Genomic DNA, 15789 nt, shown 5'->3' on the forward strand with positions numbered 1-15789 from the left:
CTGTCGGCCCGATTCTCGCACCCCGCCGGGCTCCCCCAGGCTCCTCCCCCACGGCGCTCAGCCGCCCGTGGGCGTCCGCCCCTCGTCGACCTCGTCATCCGTGTGCGAGAAGAGCTTCAGCACCGGGACGCCGACCTTGTGGCGGGCCCGGGAGGCCCAGTCGCGGTGGAAGAACTCCTCCACGAAGTGCGGCGCGGTGAGGACGATCACCTCGTCGGCACCGGTCTCCTCCACCACCCCGCGCAGGACGTCCAGGGGGCGCCGCTGGACGACGTGGCCGCGGGCCTCGCCGCCCGCCGCGCGCAGGGCGGCCACCGAGTGGCTCAGGGCGCGCTCGGCGGGCTCCAGCGCCTCGCTGCCCTCGGGCTCCTCCCGTTCCTGGGCGGCCTGCTCCAGCTCGCCGAGGGCGATGTCGTCGATGGCGCGCAGCAGCCGGTCCTTGCTGCCGCGGGGCTGCATCAGCACGACGAAGGAGACCGGGTCATCGCCGTGCAGGGTGGTGACGAACTCCACGTCGGCAGGGGTCAGCGGCTTTTCGATCATCAAAATGCTCGTGAACACGACGTGCGCCCTTCTCGTTCTTCGCGGCAAAAACTGCGGTCCGTTTAGCGCAAAACTATGGGTAAATCCGACGGTAGCGGGTGAAAAGGAAACCGGCGTCCTCCAATACGGAAGCGAGGGCGAACCGTTCCGGTTCCATGACCAGGGGGCCGTTCGCGATCCGGGCCGCATCGCCCGCGACCATCAGCGGGGCCACCGCCAGGCACAGCTCGTCCAGCACCCCGGCGGTCACGAACTGCGCCAGCAGCCGGGGGCCGCCCTCCGTCAGCAGCCGGGTGTGGCCCAGCTCGGCGAGCGCCGCAGGGATCGCCGCCACGTCGACCCGCCCCGAGGGACCGACCCCCGCGCGCACCACCCGGGCCCCGGCCGCCCTGGCCGCCTCGACCCGCTCCTCCGCGGCCTGGGCGCCGGTGATCACCACGGTCGGCACCAGCGGCTCGGTGAACAGCGGAGCTGAGAAGTCCAGCTCCAGGCTCGCGGTGACCACGGCGATCGCGGGTGCCGGGGCCTGGCCGAGCGCGGCCCGCCGCTCGGCGAACGCCTCCCGGGCGCGGGCGGGCCGGTAGCCCTCCTGGCGCACGGTCTCGGCGCCGACCACCACCGCGTCGGCGAGCCCGCGCAGCATCCCGAAGATCCGCATGTCGGTCTCGGACGACAGCGGCTTCGACCGGCCGTCGTGGTGTGCCGCGCCGTCCAGCGAGGACACCATGTTGGCCCGCAGATACGCCCCCGTGGCGCTCCGCGGCCGGTCCGGATAGGCGTACGCGTCGGCCAGTTCGTCGAGCCCCCACTCGCGGTCCTGGGAGGCGGAGACCGCGGATTCCGCGGCGGCGGACGGTGCGGAGGGTTCGGTGGCCAAGGGGAACAGGCGTCGCATGGCCGCAGTGTGACATGGCTCCCTCCGGGACGGTCCACTCGGAAAAAGCGACTACCCTGGACACCCGTGTCTGCACCAATCACCACATCCGGCTCGGCAGGCTCGACAGCCGCCGAAGCCCCCGTCGCCCTCACGGCCCGCGCGCCGCAGGTGCCCGCCGAGCGCCTGGTGGCCGAGATGGTGCCGCCGCCCCGGTTCGCCACGGTGAGCTTCGACAACTACATCCCGGACCGCAACCAGCCCAGCCAGGCCGAGGCCGTCACCGTGCTGCGCGGCTTCGCCGAGCGGCTGGGCGGCGGCGGAGCGGGAGCGGGCAAGGGCGGCCGCAGGCACTGGTTCCGCCGGGCGGCCAAGCCCGCAGCCCCCAGCGGCCCGCGCGGGGTGTACCTCGACGGCGGCTACGGCGTCGGCAAGACCCACCTGCTGGCCTCCCTGTGGCACGCGACCCCGGCCGCGCCCGAGAAGAAGGCGTTCGGCACCTTCGTGGAGCTGACGAACCTGGTCGGCGCGCTGGGCTTCCAGCAGACCGTGAAGACCCTGAGCGATCACCGGCTGCTGTGCATCGACGAGTTCGAGCTGGACGACCCGGGTGACACCGTCCTCGTCTCGACCCTGCTGGGCAAGCTGGTCGAGGCGGGCGTCGCGCTCGCCGCGACGTCCAACACCCTGCCCGGCAAGCTCGGCGAGGGCCGGTTCGCCGCCGCCGACTTCCTGCGCGAGATCCAGGGGCTGTCCGCCCACTTCCAGCCGGTGCGCATCGACGGCGAGGACTACCGTCACCGCGGGCTGCCCGAGGCCCCCGCCCCGCACTCCGACGAGGTGGTCACCCGCGCCGCCGAGCGCACGCCCGGCGCCTCCCTGGACGCCTTCCCCGCCCTGCTGGACCACCTGTCCCAGGTGCACCCGAGCCGTTACGGCGCGATGTGCGACGGCATACAGGCCGTCTGCGTGACCGGGGTCGGCCCCGTGCCCGACCAGTCGACCGCGCTGCGGCTGGTGGTCCTGGCGGACCGGCTCTACGACCGCGAGGTGCCGGTGCTGGCCTCCGGGGTGCCGTTCGACCAGCTGTTCAGCGAGGAGATGCTGAACGGCGGCTACCGCAAGAAGTACTTCCGGGCGATATCCCGCCTCACCGCGCTCGCCCGCGATGCGAGGGAACTGGCCGAGGCGTAGGCCGTGGCCGCGAGGCACCCGCGCGCCGTTTGATCAGATGGTTCCTGCGTGGCCGGGGCGCGTGATACACACGTGCGGTCATCTTTCCTGTCCGCCAGCAGGGAGTTTCCGCATGTCAGCGACACGACGTCAGATCCTGGGCCGTACCGGTGCGCTGGGCGCCTCCATCGCCTTCACCGGCAGCATCCAGGAACTCTTCGCCGGTACGGCCACGGCCGACACACCGGACGGGGCGCCCCCGTCGGGGCACGGCGGCTACGGCCCGCTCGTGCCCGACCCGGACGGCCTGCTCGACCTCCCCAAGGGCTTCCGCTACCGCGTGCTGTCCCGCGAGGGCGACGCGCTGCGCTCCGGTGAGGGCAAGGTCCCCAGCCACTGCGACGGCATGGCCGCCTTCCCGGGCCGCGCGAGCGACCGCTCCAGCGGCCGGGAGGCCCGTACACACCTGGTCCGCAACCACGAGAACCGCAAGGACGCCGCGATCCGCGTCCCCGCCGTCAAGGGCCTCACCTACGACCCGATGGGCATGGGCGGCTGCACCGCCCTCGCGCTCGACTCCGCCAACCGGGTGCTGTCGGAGCGGGTCGCCATCGCCGGTACGGCCGTCAACTGCGCGGGCGGCCCCACGCCCTGGCACACGTGGCTGACCTGCGAGGAGACCGAGGACAGGGCCGGCACCAACGGCTACACCAAGGACCACGGGTTCATCTTCGAGGTCGACCCGTACGATCCGCGCCGCACCGGCGCCGTCCCGCTCACCGCCATGGGCCGCTTCCAGCACGAGGCGATCGCCGTCGACCCACGCAGCGGGGTCGTCTACGAGACCGAGGACGCCTTCGAGAAGCCCTTCGGGCTCTTCTACCGCTTCCTCCCCCGTAAACCCCTCGGTGGGACCGGGTCGCTGCGCGCGGGCGGAAAGCTCCAGGCGCTGCGGGTGCCGGGGGTTCCCGATCTGTCCACCGTGCAGGAGCCGGGGACGTCCTTCAGCGGCGTCGAGTGGGTGACCGTCCCCGATCCGCTCGCGACGGAAACGCCCATCCGGTTCCAGGACTTCGGGCCGGGCGGCATCACCCACGCCCAGAAGCTGGAGGGCTGCTACTGGGGCGGGACGTCGGTCTACTTCGTCTCCAGCTTCGCCAAGAGCGCGGATGGCTCGGCCGCCGACCACTTCGGGCAGATCTGGCGCTACGACCCGCAGCGGCACCGGCTCACCCTGGTGATCGTCTTCGGGCCGGACACGGACCTGCAACTGCCCGGTGACTCACCGGACAACATCACGCTCGCGCCCAGCGGCGGGCTGATGGTGTGCGAGGACGGCGAGGGCGCGCAGCACGTCTTCGGGCTGACCCGGCGCGGCGAGGTCTACCCGATGGCGCGCAACCGCCAAGCTCTGACATCAGCCGCTACCGCGGCGGGCGGCACCGAGGACAAGCCCGAGTGGGGTGAGTTCGCGGGCGTCACCTTCGCCCCGGACCGCCGCACGATGTACGTGAACTGCTACACCCCGGGCACCACCTTCGCGATCACCGGGCCCTGGCAGCACTGACGGTCTCGTACCTACGTCGTCACTGCCGACGCGAGCTGAGCGCACAGGCGATCGCCGTCGCCCCGGCGGCGATCGCGGCGGTCACGGCGAGGGGCAGCAGCGGCATCGTCACGGTGCCGCTGCGCGAGCCGTTGACCAGCCCCGATACGGCGGCGTTCGCCGGCGAGGCGCCGATCACGGACACCAGCAGCGCGGCGAGCGCCGTCGAGAGGACGGCCCAGCCGGGGCGGCGCAGCAGCGGCCGGTTGCACAGCGCGCCGACGGCCGTGCCCAGCAGCGCGCAGGCGAGCGCGGCCAGCAGCCCGGCGGCGGTCGCCGGGCCCACGGGAACCCCGACCCGGCCGTCCGCACTGCGCGGATCGCCGACCAGTGCGACGTACAGCGCCCCGGCGCCCCCGATGACGACCGCCGCGCCCAGCGCCGTCAGCACACCGGCCAGATGCACCCGCCCGGGACTCTGCGCGGCGGCCGCGCAGGCGCGCGCCGCGGCGGGCTCGTTGGTGACGCACACCCGCACCAGCCAGGCGGCGACCGGCAGCACCCCGGCGGCGGCGAACCCGAAAGAGTCGAGGATCGGCTGCCCGGCCTGCACCCCGATGCCCATGAAGACGACGTAGAGGAGCAGCGGCGGCAGCCACCGGTGCGAACGGACCAGCAGCGCGGCCTGATAGCGCAACAGGGCGATCATGACGCCTCCGGATCGTCGGGGACTTCGACCACCGCGCGGATGTGCCAGGGCGGCCGGGCGGTGAGCAGGGCGCGCAGCAGATCGTCGGAGTGCGCGGCGGCGACTGTCAGCCGCACGAGGCCGCCGTCCGGCGCGGGCTGCCCGGCGTGCGCGGCGCGCGCAGCCTGCACGTGCCGTGTGGCACGCGCGGTCTCGGCACCGCGACCCGACCCGACCTCGGAGCCGGAACCCGGCCCGGCCGAGCCACCCTGCCCGCCCCCGGCACCGCGACCCGACCCGACCTCGGAGCCGGAACCCGGCCCGGCCGAGCCACCCTGCCCGCCCCCGGCACCGCGACCCGACCCGACCTCGGGGCCGGAACCCGGCCCGGACTGCCCGGCCTCGACCTCAGGGCCCGGCGCGGCCTGCGCCCCCGGCGCGGCATACCCACCCTGCCCGGGTCGCGCGGCCCGCCCGTCCCCGGCGCCGCGGCCTGGCCCGGCTTCAAGGCCGAAACCCGGCCCGGCCGAGCCGCCCTGCCCGCCCCCGGCACCGCGGCCCGGCCCGGACTGCCCGGCCTCGCCCTCAGGGCCCGGTGCGGCATACCCACCCTGCCCGGGTTGCGCGGCCCGCCTGGCCTCGGCGCCGGGACTCGGCGTGGGCTGCGGGACCGGCTCGTGGACCGGGGTGCCGGGGAGGTTCGCGGGGAGGGCCGCTCCCGGCGGGCGCTCGGCCTCCACGCGGATCCGCGGTCCGGCGGCGGCCGGGGGCTCGCCGGGCAGGGCCCCGGACGCCGGGCCCGGCACCGGCACCGGCACCGGCTCCAGGCAGGCGTCCGTGACCCGGAACACCGCGTCCGGCGACCCGGCCAGCCGGCGCGGGTCGTGGTCGACGAAGACGACCGCGGCGCCGTCGGCGACCCGCTCGGCGACCGCCTCGTCCAGGACGCCGCGCGCGGTCCGGTCCAGCCCGGTCCACGCCTCGTCGAGGACGAGCAGGGCGGGCGCGGCCAGCAGCGCCTGGGCGACGGCGACCTTCTGGCTGGTGCCCTTGGACAGCTCGGCGAGCGGCGTGGCCGCGTACTCGTCCGCCCCGAACCGCTCCAGCCACTCCCCCGCCCCGCGCGCCGCCTCGGCCCGGCCCAGGCCGTGGATCCGGCCCAGGTGGGTGAGGTATCCGAGGACGGAGAAGGGCAGCTCGGCCGGGAACCGCTCGGGGACGTACGCGGTGCGCGGGCGTCCTGTGATCCGGCCCGAGGTGGGGGCGTCGATCCCGGCGAGCAGCCGCAGCAGGGTGGATTTCCCACTGCCGTTCGTCCCCTCGACCCGGGTCAGTGAGCCCGGCGGTACGTCGAGATCGACGCCGCGCAGCACCCAGGGGCCGGCCAGGCCGTAGCGGCGCCCGACTCCTCGCAGTCTCATGCTGGTTGAGCATAGGCACTCGGGCGGCGGCCCGCCGCCGCTGTCGGCGGGTGCTGGCAGACTGGAGCGCGTGACCACTTCGGACGCCATCCCCGCCACCCCGCCCACCGCCCCCCGCAGCAGCCCGTTCCGGCATGCGGAGACGGATCGGGACGCGGCGCCGCAGTTCGTGCTGCCCCTGGTGGTGCGCATCGAGAAGGCCGCGCCCCCGGCCCGTACGGACGCCCTGGAGACGGCGGCGCGGGCGGTGCTGGTGCTGCTGTCGGACGAGCGGTCGACGGCGGAGGACGGCGAGTGGGCCGAGGCCGTGCGGGACTGGCAGGACGCCCGGATCCGCAAGGTCGTACGGCGGGCGCGGGGCGCGGAGTGGCGGCGGTCCCAGACGCTGCCGGGCATCACGCTCACGGGCCGGTCGGAAGCGGCCGAAGACGTTCCGGCGGCCGAGGTGAGGGTGTTCCCGCCGGTGCCGCTGGACGGCTGGCCCAAGGAGCTGGCCAAGCTCCAGGTCTCCGGCACCGATCTGGACGACCCCACGCCCCCGCCCGCCCCGGACCCGTCCGGACCGGTGCTGTGGCTGAACCCGGAGGTCGAGATGTCGGCGGGCAAGGCGATGGCCCAGGCCGGGCACGGTGCGCAGCTGGCGTGGTGGGAGCTGGACGACGCGCAGCGGGCGGCGTGGCGCGAGGCCGGTTTCCCGCTGGCGGTGCGGGTGGCGCCGCCCGACCGGTGGAGCGCGCTCACCGCGAGCGGCCTGCCGGTCGTACGGGACGCGGGCTTCACCGAGATCGCACCGGGGTCCTGCACGGTGGTGGCAGACCACCCGGCCCTGCGGCGCGCGTAGGACCGAGGCCGCCGGAGACGCCGCGGCGCGGGCCGCCCGTAGAAGTGAACGGGCCCGCTCCACCGCTCGATCGGCCATCGCCTGCCGGGCGCTCGGCACCGTGAGCCCCGACGGCGGCCACAACGCCGCGCGCTCGACCGACCGCAACCCAGTCCAGCGCAACCGCCCGCAGGCCGACGCACCCCGGGCGCACGGGCGGATCGTCCGCGTCACCAGCGGCGCCATCCCAGGGGGCCGGAGACTGGCCGCGCGGCGGGCGGCCGGGCCTCGCGGCGGGTCAGGCTCAGGCGCGGCGGCGCTTGCGGAGGGCTCGGGTCACCACCGGCGGGAGCACATCGGCGGCCAGGCGACGGACCTGGCTGGGGCGGCGCGGGGCGGAGGCGGAGGCCGGGGCGGCGGGCGTCCGGCCCGCCTTCGGGGCGGGGGCGGCGGCGGGCGCATCGTCGGCGTAGCGGGACCGCGGCGCCGCCGGGTTCTTCGGCTTGCCGGAGAACCGCAGCACCCGCGCGCCCGCGATCTCCTGGCGGCTGGTGTGCATCCCGCGGCGCCACTCCTCGTCCGCGAGCATCTCCTCCTGGATCGGGCCGGGGTCGCCCCACATGCCGTACATCTTCTGGGTGGTCAGGCAGATCGGACGCAGGCCACGGTTGAAGACGGCCTCCCACGCGGCGGCGGCCACGCCGGGGGTGTGCTCGGAGCGGAAGTCGTCGAGCACGACGATGCCGCCGGGCAGCAGGACGTCACGCGCGGCGATGATGTCGCCCGCCACGTGCTCGTACAGGTGCGAGGCGTCGACGTGGACGAAGCGGCAGGTGTCGTCGTCCACCAGGCTGGGCACGATCGAGGTCGTGCCCTGGAGGATGTGGGGCAGCTCGTCGTGGAACGCCAGGTAGTTCTGCTCGAAGGCGGTGCGGGTGAGGGTGGAGTACGACTTACGGGCCTCCGCCGCGTTGTTCTCGTCCGGCGCGTCCTCCGCGTCGAAGAGGTCGCAGACCGTGTAGCGCTCATCGGCCCGCAGGTACGCGGCGGTGAAGATGGCGCTCTTGCCCATGTAGGCGCCCATCTCCATGAGGTCGCCGCGCTCCCCGAGGCGCTCCTGGCGCCTCAGGAAAAAGTCGAACAGCACTTGGTCAAGGCTGGGGAACCACCCCTTGACGTCATTGAGGCTGCGGGGGCGCTGCGCTGCTTCGGCGGTGGTGGCCGTCATGGAGCTCTCTGTTCCTCGGAGGCGGTCGGGAGAGACGTGAATCGCGGGCCACGCTGGCAGCGACAAGCAACGCCGGGACGTCACGGTTGTGTGTTTTATGTGACCGGAACCCCGGGCGACCGGGCGCACACAAGGGGTAAGCGTCCGGAATGAGGTCTTACGGACCGATGACGTGGCGGCGCGGACACGGGCCCCTCGGCCGGGGAACGCCTAGCGTCGGGGCCATGCGCGTACTGGTCACCGGAGGCGCGGGCTTCATCGGCTCGCACATCGTCACCGCTCTCGTCGACCGCGGCCATGAGCCGGTCGTCCTCGATGCCCTGCTGCCCGCCGCCCATCCGGTGCCACCGCGGCTGTCCGGCGCCGAGTGGATCCACGCCGATGTGCGGGACCGGGCGGCGGTGGAGTCGGCGCTGCGCGGGGTGGACGCCGTCTGCCATCAGGCGGCGATGGTCGGCCTCGGCAAGGACTTCGCCGACGCGCCGGACTACGTGGGCTGCAACGACCTGGGCACGGCGGTCCTGCTGGCGGCCATGGCCGAGCGGGGGGTGCGTTCGCTGGTGCTGGCCGGGTCGATGGTGGTGTACGGGGAAGGGCGCTACGACTGCCCCCGGCACGGCCGGGTCCGCCCCGGCCCGCGCGCCGAGGCCGACCTGGCCGCCGGGCGCTTCGAACCGGGCTGCCCGGACTGCGGCACACCGCTGCGGCCGGGCCCGGTCGACGAGGACGCACCGGCCGACCCGCGCAACGTCTACGCCACCACGAAGCTGGCGCAGGAGCACCTGGCAGCGGCGTGGGCGCGGGCCGTGGACGGCCGCGCGGTCTCGTTGCGCTACCACAACGTCTACGGTCCTGGCATGCCGCGCGACACGCCCTACGCGGGCGTCGCCTCCTTCTTCCGCTCGGCCCTCGCCCGCGGCGAGGCGCCCACGGTCTACGAGGACGGCGGGCAGCGCCGCGACTTCATCCACGTACGGGACGTGGCCTCGGCCAATGCCGCCGCCCTGGAGGCGGTCGCGGCCACGGCGGAGCCGAGCGGCCTCACCGCGTACAACACCGGCACCGACGATCCCCACACGGTGGGCGAGATGGCCGAGGCGCTGGCGGCGGCCTGCGGCGGTCCCGCGCCGGTGGTCACGCGCGCGTACCGGCTGGGCGACGTACGGCACATCACGGCCTCGTCGCGCCGGCTCCGCGAACAGCTGGGCTGGCGTCCCGCGGTTCCGTTCGCCCAGGGCATGGCCGAGTTCGCCCACGCGCCTCAGCGCGCGGGCGCCGCCCCGGCGCCGAGCCCGCGGCCTCGCACGGCCGACGGGCCGCCGGGGTCTTCGCCCGACCCGAGCGCGCCCCCGGCTCCCGCACGGCGACCAGCGAGCGCGTAGCCACGCCCGGGCACCATGACGGCTGCCGGGGCGCCCCGGGGAACCCGGCCACGTGCCCGGGGCCGGGCGCCTTCCGCCCCCGGCGAACCGGACCACCGCCCGCGCGGGACTACGCCCGGGCGGCGGGCAGGCGGACCTCGAAGCGGCAGCCGCCGTCCACGTTCGTCACGGCCGCGTGGCCGTCGTGGGCCTCGACGATGCCGCGGACGATCGCGAGGCCGAGACCGGCGCCCGCCGGGGGTGTGCGGGCGTGGGTGCCGCGCCAGCCGGTGTCGAACACGCGCGGCAGATCCTCCTCCGGTATGCCGCCGCAGCCGTCGGTGACGGACAGCACGACGGTGTCCGCCTCGCGCCGGGCGGCTACGGCGACGGTGCCGTCGGCCGGGGTGCGGCGGATGGCGTTGACGAGGAGGTTGCCGAGGACGCGGGTCATCTCCTTCCCGTCGACCTCGACCGGGATGGGGTCCACGGAGCCGCCGATCAGCTGGACGCCCAGCTCGCGGGCGAGCGGGTCGGCGCCCGCGAGGGCGTCGCCGATCAGGTCGTAGACGGAGATCCGGGTGGGGGCGAGGGACAGCGCCCCGGCGTGGATGCGGGACAGTTCGAAGAGGTCGCCAACCATCGTGTTGAGCCGCTCCACCTCGGTGCGGATCTGGCGGTGGTAGCGGCCCGGGTCGTCCACCATGCCGTCCTCCAGCGCCTCGGACATGGCCCGCAACCCGGCCAGCGGGGTGCGCAGATCGTGCGAGATCCAGGCGACCAGCTCGCGGCGGGAGGACTCCAGGGCCCGTTCGCGCTCACGGGACCGGGCCAGTCTGGCGCTGGTCGCGGCCAGTTCGCGGCCGAGTGCGGCGAGTTCGGCGGTGGCCGCGCCGCCGGGGGCGGCGAAGCTGCCACCGTCCCCGAAGGAGCGGGCGGCGAGGGTCAGTTCATGGCTGCGGGCCACCACCCAGCGGCCCAGCAGCAGCGCGGTGACCAGGGACACCACCGCGGCCATGGCACAGACGGTGGTGACGACCGTCAGGTCGTGCGTGGACAGGAACATCGCCCAGGCGACCGCGAGTGTTCCGGCGAGCATGGCCGTCACCGCGACGGTGGCCACGACGGCGAGGGACACGACGACGGACCGGCCGCGCAGCAGCCGCAGGGCGAGCGCGCCGAGCAGCCCGGCCGCGGCGGCGCCGAGGAAAGCGAACAGGGCCATCAGCAGGACATCACTCATGGCGGTCCGGGGTGCTCGGGACGTCCGGGGCGCTCGGGACGTCCGGCGCGTCGAAGCGGTAGCCCACGCCCCAGACGGTCTGGATGAGGCGCGGCGCGGCGGGGTCGTCCTCGATCTTTCCCCGCAGCCGCCGCACATGGACGGTGACGGTGGACAGATCGCCGAAGTCCCAGCCCCAGACGTCCCGCATCAGCTCCTCGCGGGTGCAGGCGAGCCCGGGGTGGCGCAGCAGAAAGGCCAGCAGGTCGAACTCGCGGAGGGTGAGGGCGAGTTCCCGGCCGTCCTTGGTGGCGCGGCGGGCCATCGGGGCGAGGGTGATCCCGGCGCCTCGGAGGACGGTGCCCGGCCGCTCGGGGCCGGGACTTCGCGCGTCGGCCGCGGCGGCGGGCGCGCGCGGTCCGGTACGGCTGCGGCGCAGCACGGACTCCACCCGCAGGACCAGCTCGCGCGGGCTGAACGGCTTGGTGACGTAGTCGTCGGCGCCGATCTCAAGACCGAGGATCCGGTCGTCCTCGTCGCCGCGGGCGGTCAGCATGATCACGGGCACCGGGCCCTTGCCGCGGAGCCTGCGGCACACCTCCAGGCCGTCCATGCCGGGCAGCATGAGGTCGAGAACGACCAGGTCGGGCCATTGGGCGTCGGCGCGGGCGAGCGCGCCGGGGCCGTCGGCGGCCCGGTCGACGGCCAAGCCGGCGCGGGTGAGGTACCCGGCGACGACCTCGGCGACGGTCGGATCGTCGTCCACGACGAGCACACGGCCGGGACGTGGGGTCTGCTGCATGCCTCCAGCCTGGCACCCGGCCGGACGGAACGCCCCGCCCATGACCGGGTCACGGCGGCGACGTCCGCGTTTCGTAAGGACCTGAAGTCCGGAATGTGGCTTTTCCGTTCGTAGGGTGGGCCGGGTGACCAACTCGACCGCTCCTCGTGCGGACGTCGTCCTTCCGTGTCTGGACGAGGCCGCCGCCCTGCCCTGGGTGCTGGAACGCATCCCCGCCGGCTGGCGCGCCATCGTCGTCGACAACGGTTCGACGGACGACTCGGCCGCGATCGCCCGCTCCCTCGGCGCCACCGTCGTCCATGAGCCCCGCCGCGGCTTCGGGGCCGCCTGCCACGCCGGACTGCTCGCCGCCGACGCCGATGTCGTCTGCTTCTGCGACTGCGACGCGTCGCTCGACCCCGGGCTGCTGACGGGCTTCGTACGGAGCGTCGCCGACGGCGACGCCGACCTCGTCCTGGGGCGCCGCCGTCCCCGGGAGCGCGGCGCCTGGCCCGTACACGCCCGGCTCGGCAACATCGTCCTGTCCCGGATGGTGCGACGGCGCACCGGAGCCGCACTGCACGACCTCGGCCCCCTGCGGGCCGCCCGGCGCGAACCGCTGCTGGCCCTGGGCCTCACCGACCGCCGCAGCGGCTATCCGCTCCAGATGGTCGTGCGGGCCGCCGACGCGGGCTGGCGGATCGAGGAGCGCGACGTGCCGTACCGGCCGCGGACCGGTAGGTCGAAGGTCACCGGCACCTGGCGGGGCACCTGGTACGCGGTACGCGACATGCGGGCCGTTCTGCGGCAGCCGCCCCGGACCGCCTCCCCCGGTGACCGCCGGGCGGGGGCGGCCCGGTGACCGCGATGACGAGGCGCACGCCCCTTCCTCCGCTCGCCGCCCACGGTGCGGCCGGGTCGCGCCGGACCGCCGGCGAGCGTCCGGCGCCCGGCGACGGCTCCGGTGCCGCACATGGCCACACGCCCGGCACCGTGCCCGACGCCGATGCCCTGCCCGACACCGGCCGGTGGCCGGAGAGCACGGTGGTCGTCATCGCCAAGGAACCCGTGGCCGGGCGGGTGAAGACCCGGCTCACTCCCCCGTACACCCCGGCGGCGGCCGCGTCGCTCGCCGAGGCCGCCCTGGGGGACACCCTGCACGCCGTGCTCGGGATGCCCGCCCGGCGCAGGGTGCTGGCGCTCGACGGGGAGCCCGGGCCATGGCTGCCGCCGGGAATCGAGGTCGTGCCGCAGGGCGGCGGTGGCCTGGACGAGCGGCTGGCCGCGGCCTTCGCCGGGTGCCAGGGGCCCGCACTGCTGATCGGCATGGACACCCCGCAGGTCACCCCCGGGCTGCTGGCGCCCGCGCTGGGCCCGGACGGCTGGCGGGACTGCGACGCCTGGTTCGGGCCCGCCGCCGACGGCGGCTTCTGGGCCCTGGGCCTGGCGGAACCGGACCCGGAACTGCTGCGCGGAGTGCCGATGTCCACCTCCGGCACCGGTGCCGCACAGCGGCGCCGGCTGACGGACGCGGGGCTGCGGGTGCGCGAACTGCCCGTCCTGCGCGACGTCGACACGGCGGACGACGCCGCGTGGGTGGCGGCCCTCGCACCGGGCAGCCGGTTCGCCCGCACCCTCGCCGGGCTGTCCCGGGCCGCCACCCGATGAGCACGGCCATACGCGACGGTGCGAGCGGCGGCGCCAAGGCAGCGCACTGGCGCGCCGATCCCTATACGCGGGCGCTGAACGCGGGCCGGGGCCCGCTGTTCCTGCGCCGCGCGGACGGCTGGTTGCTGCCCCTGGAGGTCGAGCGCTGGTGCGCGGACGCCGACGCGGCGGACCGCACCGTGCTGCGCCGGTGCCGGGGGCCCGTCCTCGACATCGGCTGCGGCCCCGGGCGGCTGGTGGCCGCCCTCGCCCCGTACGGCCGCCCCTGCCTCGGCATCGACGTGAGCCGGGCGGCGGTCGCCCGCACCGTCCGCACCGGCGGCCCGGCCCTGTGCCGCTCGGTGTTCGCGCCCCTGCCCGACGAGGGGCGCTGGGGCACGGCGCTGCTGCTCGACGGCAACATCGGCATCGGCGGCGACCCTCCGGCCCTGCTGGCACGCGTGACGCAACTCCTCGCCCCCGAGGGGCTGCTGATGGTCGAGGCGGCCGCGGCCGATGTCGACGAACGGGTCCGGGTGCGGGTGGACGACGGGCTCGGCCGGGCCGGCGCGGCGTTCCCCTGGGCCCGGGTGGGCGCCCCCGCGCTGCTGCGGCACGCCCGGGCGGCGGGCTGGACCGCCGTCGAACGGTGGACGGCCCGCGGCCGCTCCTTCATGACCCTGCGCCGCGCCGTGTCCGGGCCCACCACACCGCCGTCCTGACGCACCACCACAGTGCCGAGACGGCGAAGAGTCCGGCGGTGATCAGCAGCCAGCGCGACAGGAAGACATCGGCGGACAGCCCGGTGGCACGCTCGTAGCGGCGCCGCTGGGTCCCCGCGATCAGCGGGAACCACACCAACAGCAACAGCCCCGAGACGAAGGCGGGCACCCGTACGTGGTTGACGTACGAGGCGGGCGCCGGAACCACCCGCCGCAGCGCCCGGTCGGCGAGCCCGTACAGCGGCAGCAGCACCAGGTCGTGGAGGACGGCGGCGCCGACGAACCAGAGCACGATCCCGAACCAGTCGCCGCGCAGCAGCCGCACCCCCGCGTAGCCGGTCAGCGCGAAGGAGCACAGCAGCAGGAGCAGATGCAGCGGTGAGTCGCCGTACCGCCTCACGAACGTCATGTGGTCTCCCCGAAGCTCAGCCGCGCGACCCACTTGGTGTTGTGCACGCCCGGGGCTCCCGGGACGATGACGCGCGCCGGGTAACCGTGGTCCGGCGACAGATCCGCGCCGCCCACCCGCAGGGCGAGCAGGGAGCGTGAATCGCGGACCTGGTTGTCGCGCAGCACGACCGAGCGGAACGAGCCGTGCCGCTGGAGCGATTCGACGAAGACACCCGGCGGCCGTTCGCCCAGGCCGACCAGCCCGGCGAGGTCGGACAGCCGCACCCCCTCCCACCGCTGGTCGGGGGTGGACCAGCCCTCGACGCAGGCGATCGGCAGTGCCGCCGTGTGCTGCGGCAGCCGTAGCAGCTGTTCCCGCGTCAGCATGACCTCGCGGCCCGGACCGCGCACCACCAGCCGCCAGCCGGGGCCGATGTCGCGGGCGCTGATGCCGACGGCCGCGGCGGTCTTGTTGATCTGGAAGCCGTTCGGCCCCCGCCCCGGCTCCCGGCCGTGCGGGGCGAGCACCGCCGTGTTCCGCAGCGGCCCGTCGAGGCTCTGCCCGGCCGTCACCGCCAGCAGCGCGGCCGACCCAGTGCCCACCATCGCGAGCGCGCCCCGCCGCGACATGGTGGGCGGGGCGGGATCCGGGCTGACCAGACCGGTCTCGTCGGGCGGTTCCGGCCGGGTGCGGGAGACGGGCATACGCAGCTCCGCCCGCAGGTCGCGGCCGCGCAGCGCACGCACCATGCGGGGGAACCGGAGCGCCACATGGACGACGAACGCGCCCATGAAGATCCACGCCCCGTAGAAGTGCAACGGGTAGAAGGACCCGGGGAAGACGTACTCCAGCTGGACGTTGAGCACCCCCGTCACGAACTCGAACAGCCCGCCGCCGACCAGGGCGAGCAGCGACAGCCGCTCCAGACCGTGGCCGAGGGACCGCACCGGCGGCCGCTCGAACAGCTTGGGGGCGACGGACCACAGCTTGGCCAGCAGCACCGGGACCAGCACGATGCCGAGCGTGACGTGCACCCCTTGGGTGACGCGGTACAGCCAGACGGGGTGGGTCGGCCAGGAGAAGAGGAAGAAGCCGAGCAGCCCCTTGTCCGGCGTCTGGTCGTTGACCGGGGACAGATCCGGGTTGTACGCGGCGTACGACAGCAGCCCGGTGACGAACAGCACCGGGATCCCGAACAGCAGGATCAGACCGAACACGGACGTCAGCCAGGGGCCGCGCAGGGGGCTCCGCCAAGCGGGTGGACTGGGGCTCATGACCACGACGGTATGGCCGCCGGACCGGTCATCAGGGGCTCCGACGCATGACGAAACGCTGACGTCGGCCCGCCTGGCGGTACCCCTCCGCACAGGAT

Annotated in this window: 15 protein-coding genes and 1 pseudogene; 7 read left to right on the forward strand and 9 right to left on the reverse strand. The window is 75.0% G+C overall.

Annotated elements, in window-relative coordinates:
• Positions 1-57: 57 nt before the first annotated feature.
• Positions 58-543 (reverse strand): indole-3-glycerol phosphate synthase, encoded by a 486-nt coding sequence (locus ACH4SI_RS20445; protein WP_398297984.1) that lies wholly within the window; start codon positions 541-543, stop codon positions 58-60.
• Positions 544-616: 73 nt separating this feature from the next.
• Positions 617-1438, reverse strand: coding sequence for a pyrimidine reductase family protein (locus tag ACH4SI_RS20450; RefSeq protein WP_398297492.1), 822 nt, complete (start codon positions 1436-1438; stop codon positions 617-619).
• Between the two features lie 66 nt (positions 1439-1504).
• Between ACH4SI_RS20450 and zapE the strand changes: the two genes are divergently transcribed.
• The gene (gene zapE, locus ACH4SI_RS20455; protein WP_398297494.1) at positions 1505-2611 is read left to right on the forward strand and encodes a cell division protein ZapE; all 1107 of its coding nucleotides are present in this window, start codon (positions 1505-1507) and stop codon (positions 2609-2611) included.
• Between the two features lie 112 nt (positions 2612-2723).
• A complete protein-coding gene (locus tag ACH4SI_RS20460; RefSeq protein WP_398297496.1) occupies positions 2724-4157 on the forward strand; it encodes an alkaline phosphatase PhoX in 1434 nt (477 codons plus the stop codon).
• Between the two features lie 19 nt (positions 4158-4176).
• On the opposite strand, the gene ACH4SI_RS20465 is transcribed toward ACH4SI_RS20460, so the two are convergent.
• Both ACH4SI_RS20465 and ACH4SI_RS20470 read right to left on the reverse strand, forming a co-directional pair.
• The gene (locus tag ACH4SI_RS20465) at positions 4177-4845 is read right to left on the reverse strand and encodes an ABC transporter (RefSeq protein ID WP_398297498.1); all 669 of its coding nucleotides are present in this window, start codon (positions 4843-4845) and stop codon (positions 4177-4179) included.
• 817 nt (positions 4846-5662) lie between these two features.
• Positions 5663-6245: pseudogene (locus ACH4SI_RS20470) on the reverse strand (ATP-binding cassette domain-containing protein); the annotation flags it as partial.
• A 61-nt stretch (positions 6246-6306) separates the two neighbouring features.
• On the opposite strand from ACH4SI_RS20470, the gene ACH4SI_RS20475 reads away from it, so the two are divergent.
• Positions 6307-7086 (forward strand): peptidyl-tRNA hydrolase, encoded by a 780-nt coding sequence (locus ACH4SI_RS20475; protein WP_398297986.1) that lies wholly within the window; start codon positions 6307-6309, stop codon positions 7084-7086.
• A 283-nt stretch (positions 7087-7369) separates the two neighbouring features.
• Here the strand turns inward: ACH4SI_RS20475 and ACH4SI_RS20480 are convergent, their stop codons facing one another.
• A complete protein-coding gene (locus ACH4SI_RS20480; protein WP_398297500.1) occupies positions 7370-8293 on the reverse strand; it encodes a class I SAM-dependent methyltransferase in 924 nt (307 codons plus the stop codon).
• Between the two features lie 224 nt (positions 8294-8517).
• Between ACH4SI_RS20480 and ACH4SI_RS20485 the strand changes: the two genes are divergently transcribed.
• Positions 8518-9675, forward strand: a complete 1158-nt coding sequence (locus ACH4SI_RS20485) for an NAD-dependent epimerase/dehydratase family protein (protein WP_398297502.1) — start codon at positions 8518-8520, stop codon at positions 9673-9675.
• Positions 9676-9784: 109 nt separating this feature from the next.
• Here ACH4SI_RS20485 and ACH4SI_RS20490 read toward each other — a convergent pair whose 3' ends face one another.
• Both ACH4SI_RS20490 and ACH4SI_RS20495 read right to left on the reverse strand, forming a co-directional pair.
• Positions 9785-10897 carry a sensor histidine kinase gene (locus ACH4SI_RS20490; RefSeq protein ID WP_398297504.1) on the reverse strand — a complete coding sequence of 371 codons (1113 nt, stop codon included), beginning with the start codon at positions 10895-10897 and terminating at the stop codon, positions 9785-9787.
• Positions 10890-11678 carry a response regulator transcription factor gene (locus tag ACH4SI_RS20495; protein WP_398297506.1) on the reverse strand — a complete coding sequence of 263 codons (789 nt, stop codon included), beginning with the start codon at positions 11676-11678 and terminating at the stop codon, positions 10890-10892. Before ACH4SI_RS20495 ends, ACH4SI_RS20490 begins: the two co-directional genes overlap by 8 nt.
• Positions 11679-11793: 115 nt before the next feature.
• On the opposite strand from ACH4SI_RS20495, the gene ACH4SI_RS20500 reads away from it, so the two are divergent.
• Genes ACH4SI_RS20500 through ACH4SI_RS20510 form a run of 3 tightly spaced genes read left to right on the forward strand, consistent with a single transcriptional unit; the run spans position 11794 to position 14026 of the window.
• A complete protein-coding gene (locus ACH4SI_RS20500) occupies positions 11794-12519 on the forward strand; it encodes a glycosyltransferase family 2 protein (protein ID WP_398297508.1) in 726 nt (241 codons plus the stop codon).
• 5 nt (positions 12520-12524) lie between these two features.
• Positions 12525-13325, forward strand: coding sequence for a DUF2064 domain-containing protein (locus ACH4SI_RS20505; protein ID WP_398297510.1), 801 nt, complete (start codon positions 12525-12527; stop codon positions 13323-13325).
• Positions 13322-14026, forward strand: coding sequence for a methyltransferase domain-containing protein (locus tag ACH4SI_RS20510; protein WP_398297512.1), 705 nt, complete (start codon positions 13322-13324; stop codon positions 14024-14026). Before ACH4SI_RS20505 ends, ACH4SI_RS20510 begins: the two co-directional genes overlap by 4 nt.
• Here the strand turns inward: ACH4SI_RS20510 and ACH4SI_RS20515 are convergent.
• Positions 13977-14435 carry a hypothetical protein gene (locus ACH4SI_RS20515; RefSeq protein ID WP_398297514.1) on the reverse strand — a complete coding sequence of 153 codons (459 nt, stop codon included), beginning with the start codon at positions 14433-14435 and terminating at the stop codon, positions 13977-13979. The two genes, ACH4SI_RS20510 and ACH4SI_RS20515, sit on opposite strands and share 50 nt — an antisense overlap.
• On the reverse strand, positions 14432-15691 hold the full coding sequence (locus tag ACH4SI_RS20520; RefSeq protein ID WP_398297516.1) for a molybdopterin-dependent oxidoreductase: 1260 nt from the start codon (positions 15689-15691) through the stop codon (positions 14432-14434). The genes ACH4SI_RS20515 and ACH4SI_RS20520 overlap by 4 nt, the downstream gene beginning before the upstream one ends.
• Positions 15692-15789: the final 98 nt, after the last annotated feature.

Source organism: Streptomyces sp. NPDC021212, from assembly GCF_044332925.1.
Taxonomy (GTDB): Bacteria; Actinomycetota; Actinomycetes; order Streptomycetales; family Streptomycetaceae; genus Streptomyces.

What these genes read in the sequence shown, in the direction of transcription:
- ACH4SI_RS20490 (WP_398297504.1), bottom strand. Translation starts at nt 10,897, where the DNA reads ATGAGTGATGTCCTGCTGATGGCCCTGTTCGCTTTCCTCGGCGCCGCC.
- ACH4SI_RS20450 (WP_398297492.1), bottom strand. Translation starts at nt 1,438, where the DNA reads ATGCGACGCCTGTTCCCCTTGGCCACCGAACCCTCCGCACCGTCCGCC.
- ACH4SI_RS20520 (WP_398297516.1), bottom strand. Translation starts at nt 15,691, where the DNA reads ATGAGCCCCAGTCCACCCGCTTGGCGGAGCCCCCTGCGCGGCCCCTGG.
- ACH4SI_RS20505 (WP_398297510.1), top strand. Translation starts at nt 12,525, where the DNA reads ATGACGAGGCGCACGCCCCTTCCTCCGCTCGCCGCCCACGGTGCGGCC.
- ACH4SI_RS20480 (WP_398297500.1), bottom strand. Translation starts at nt 8,293, where the DNA reads ATGACGGCCACCACCGCCGAAGCAGCGCAGCGCCCCCGCAGCCTCAAT.
- ACH4SI_RS20445 (WP_398297984.1), bottom strand. Translation starts at nt 543, where the DNA reads ATGATCGAAAAGCCGCTGACCCCTGCCGACGTGGAGTTCGTCACCACC.
- ACH4SI_RS20485 (WP_398297502.1), top strand. Translation starts at nt 8,518, where the DNA reads ATGCGCGTACTGGTCACCGGAGGCGCGGGCTTCATCGGCTCGCACATC.
- ACH4SI_RS20460 (WP_398297496.1), top strand. Translation starts at nt 2,724, where the DNA reads ATGTCAGCGACACGACGTCAGATCCTGGGCCGTACCGGTGCGCTGGGC.
- ACH4SI_RS20495 (WP_398297506.1), bottom strand. Translation starts at nt 11,678, where the DNA reads ATGCAGCAGACCCCACGTCCCGGCCGTGTGCTCGTCGTGGACGACGAT.
- ACH4SI_RS20465 (WP_398297498.1), bottom strand. Translation starts at nt 4,845, where the DNA reads ATGATCGCCCTGTTGCGCTATCAGGCCGCGCTGCTGGTCCGTTCGCAC.
- ACH4SI_RS20510 (WP_398297512.1), top strand. Translation starts at nt 13,322, where the DNA reads ATGAGCACGGCCATACGCGACGGTGCGAGCGGCGGCGCCAAGGCAGCG.
- ACH4SI_RS20515 (WP_398297514.1), bottom strand. Translation starts at nt 14,435, where the DNA reads ATGACGTTCGTGAGGCGGTACGGCGACTCACCGCTGCATCTGCTCCTG.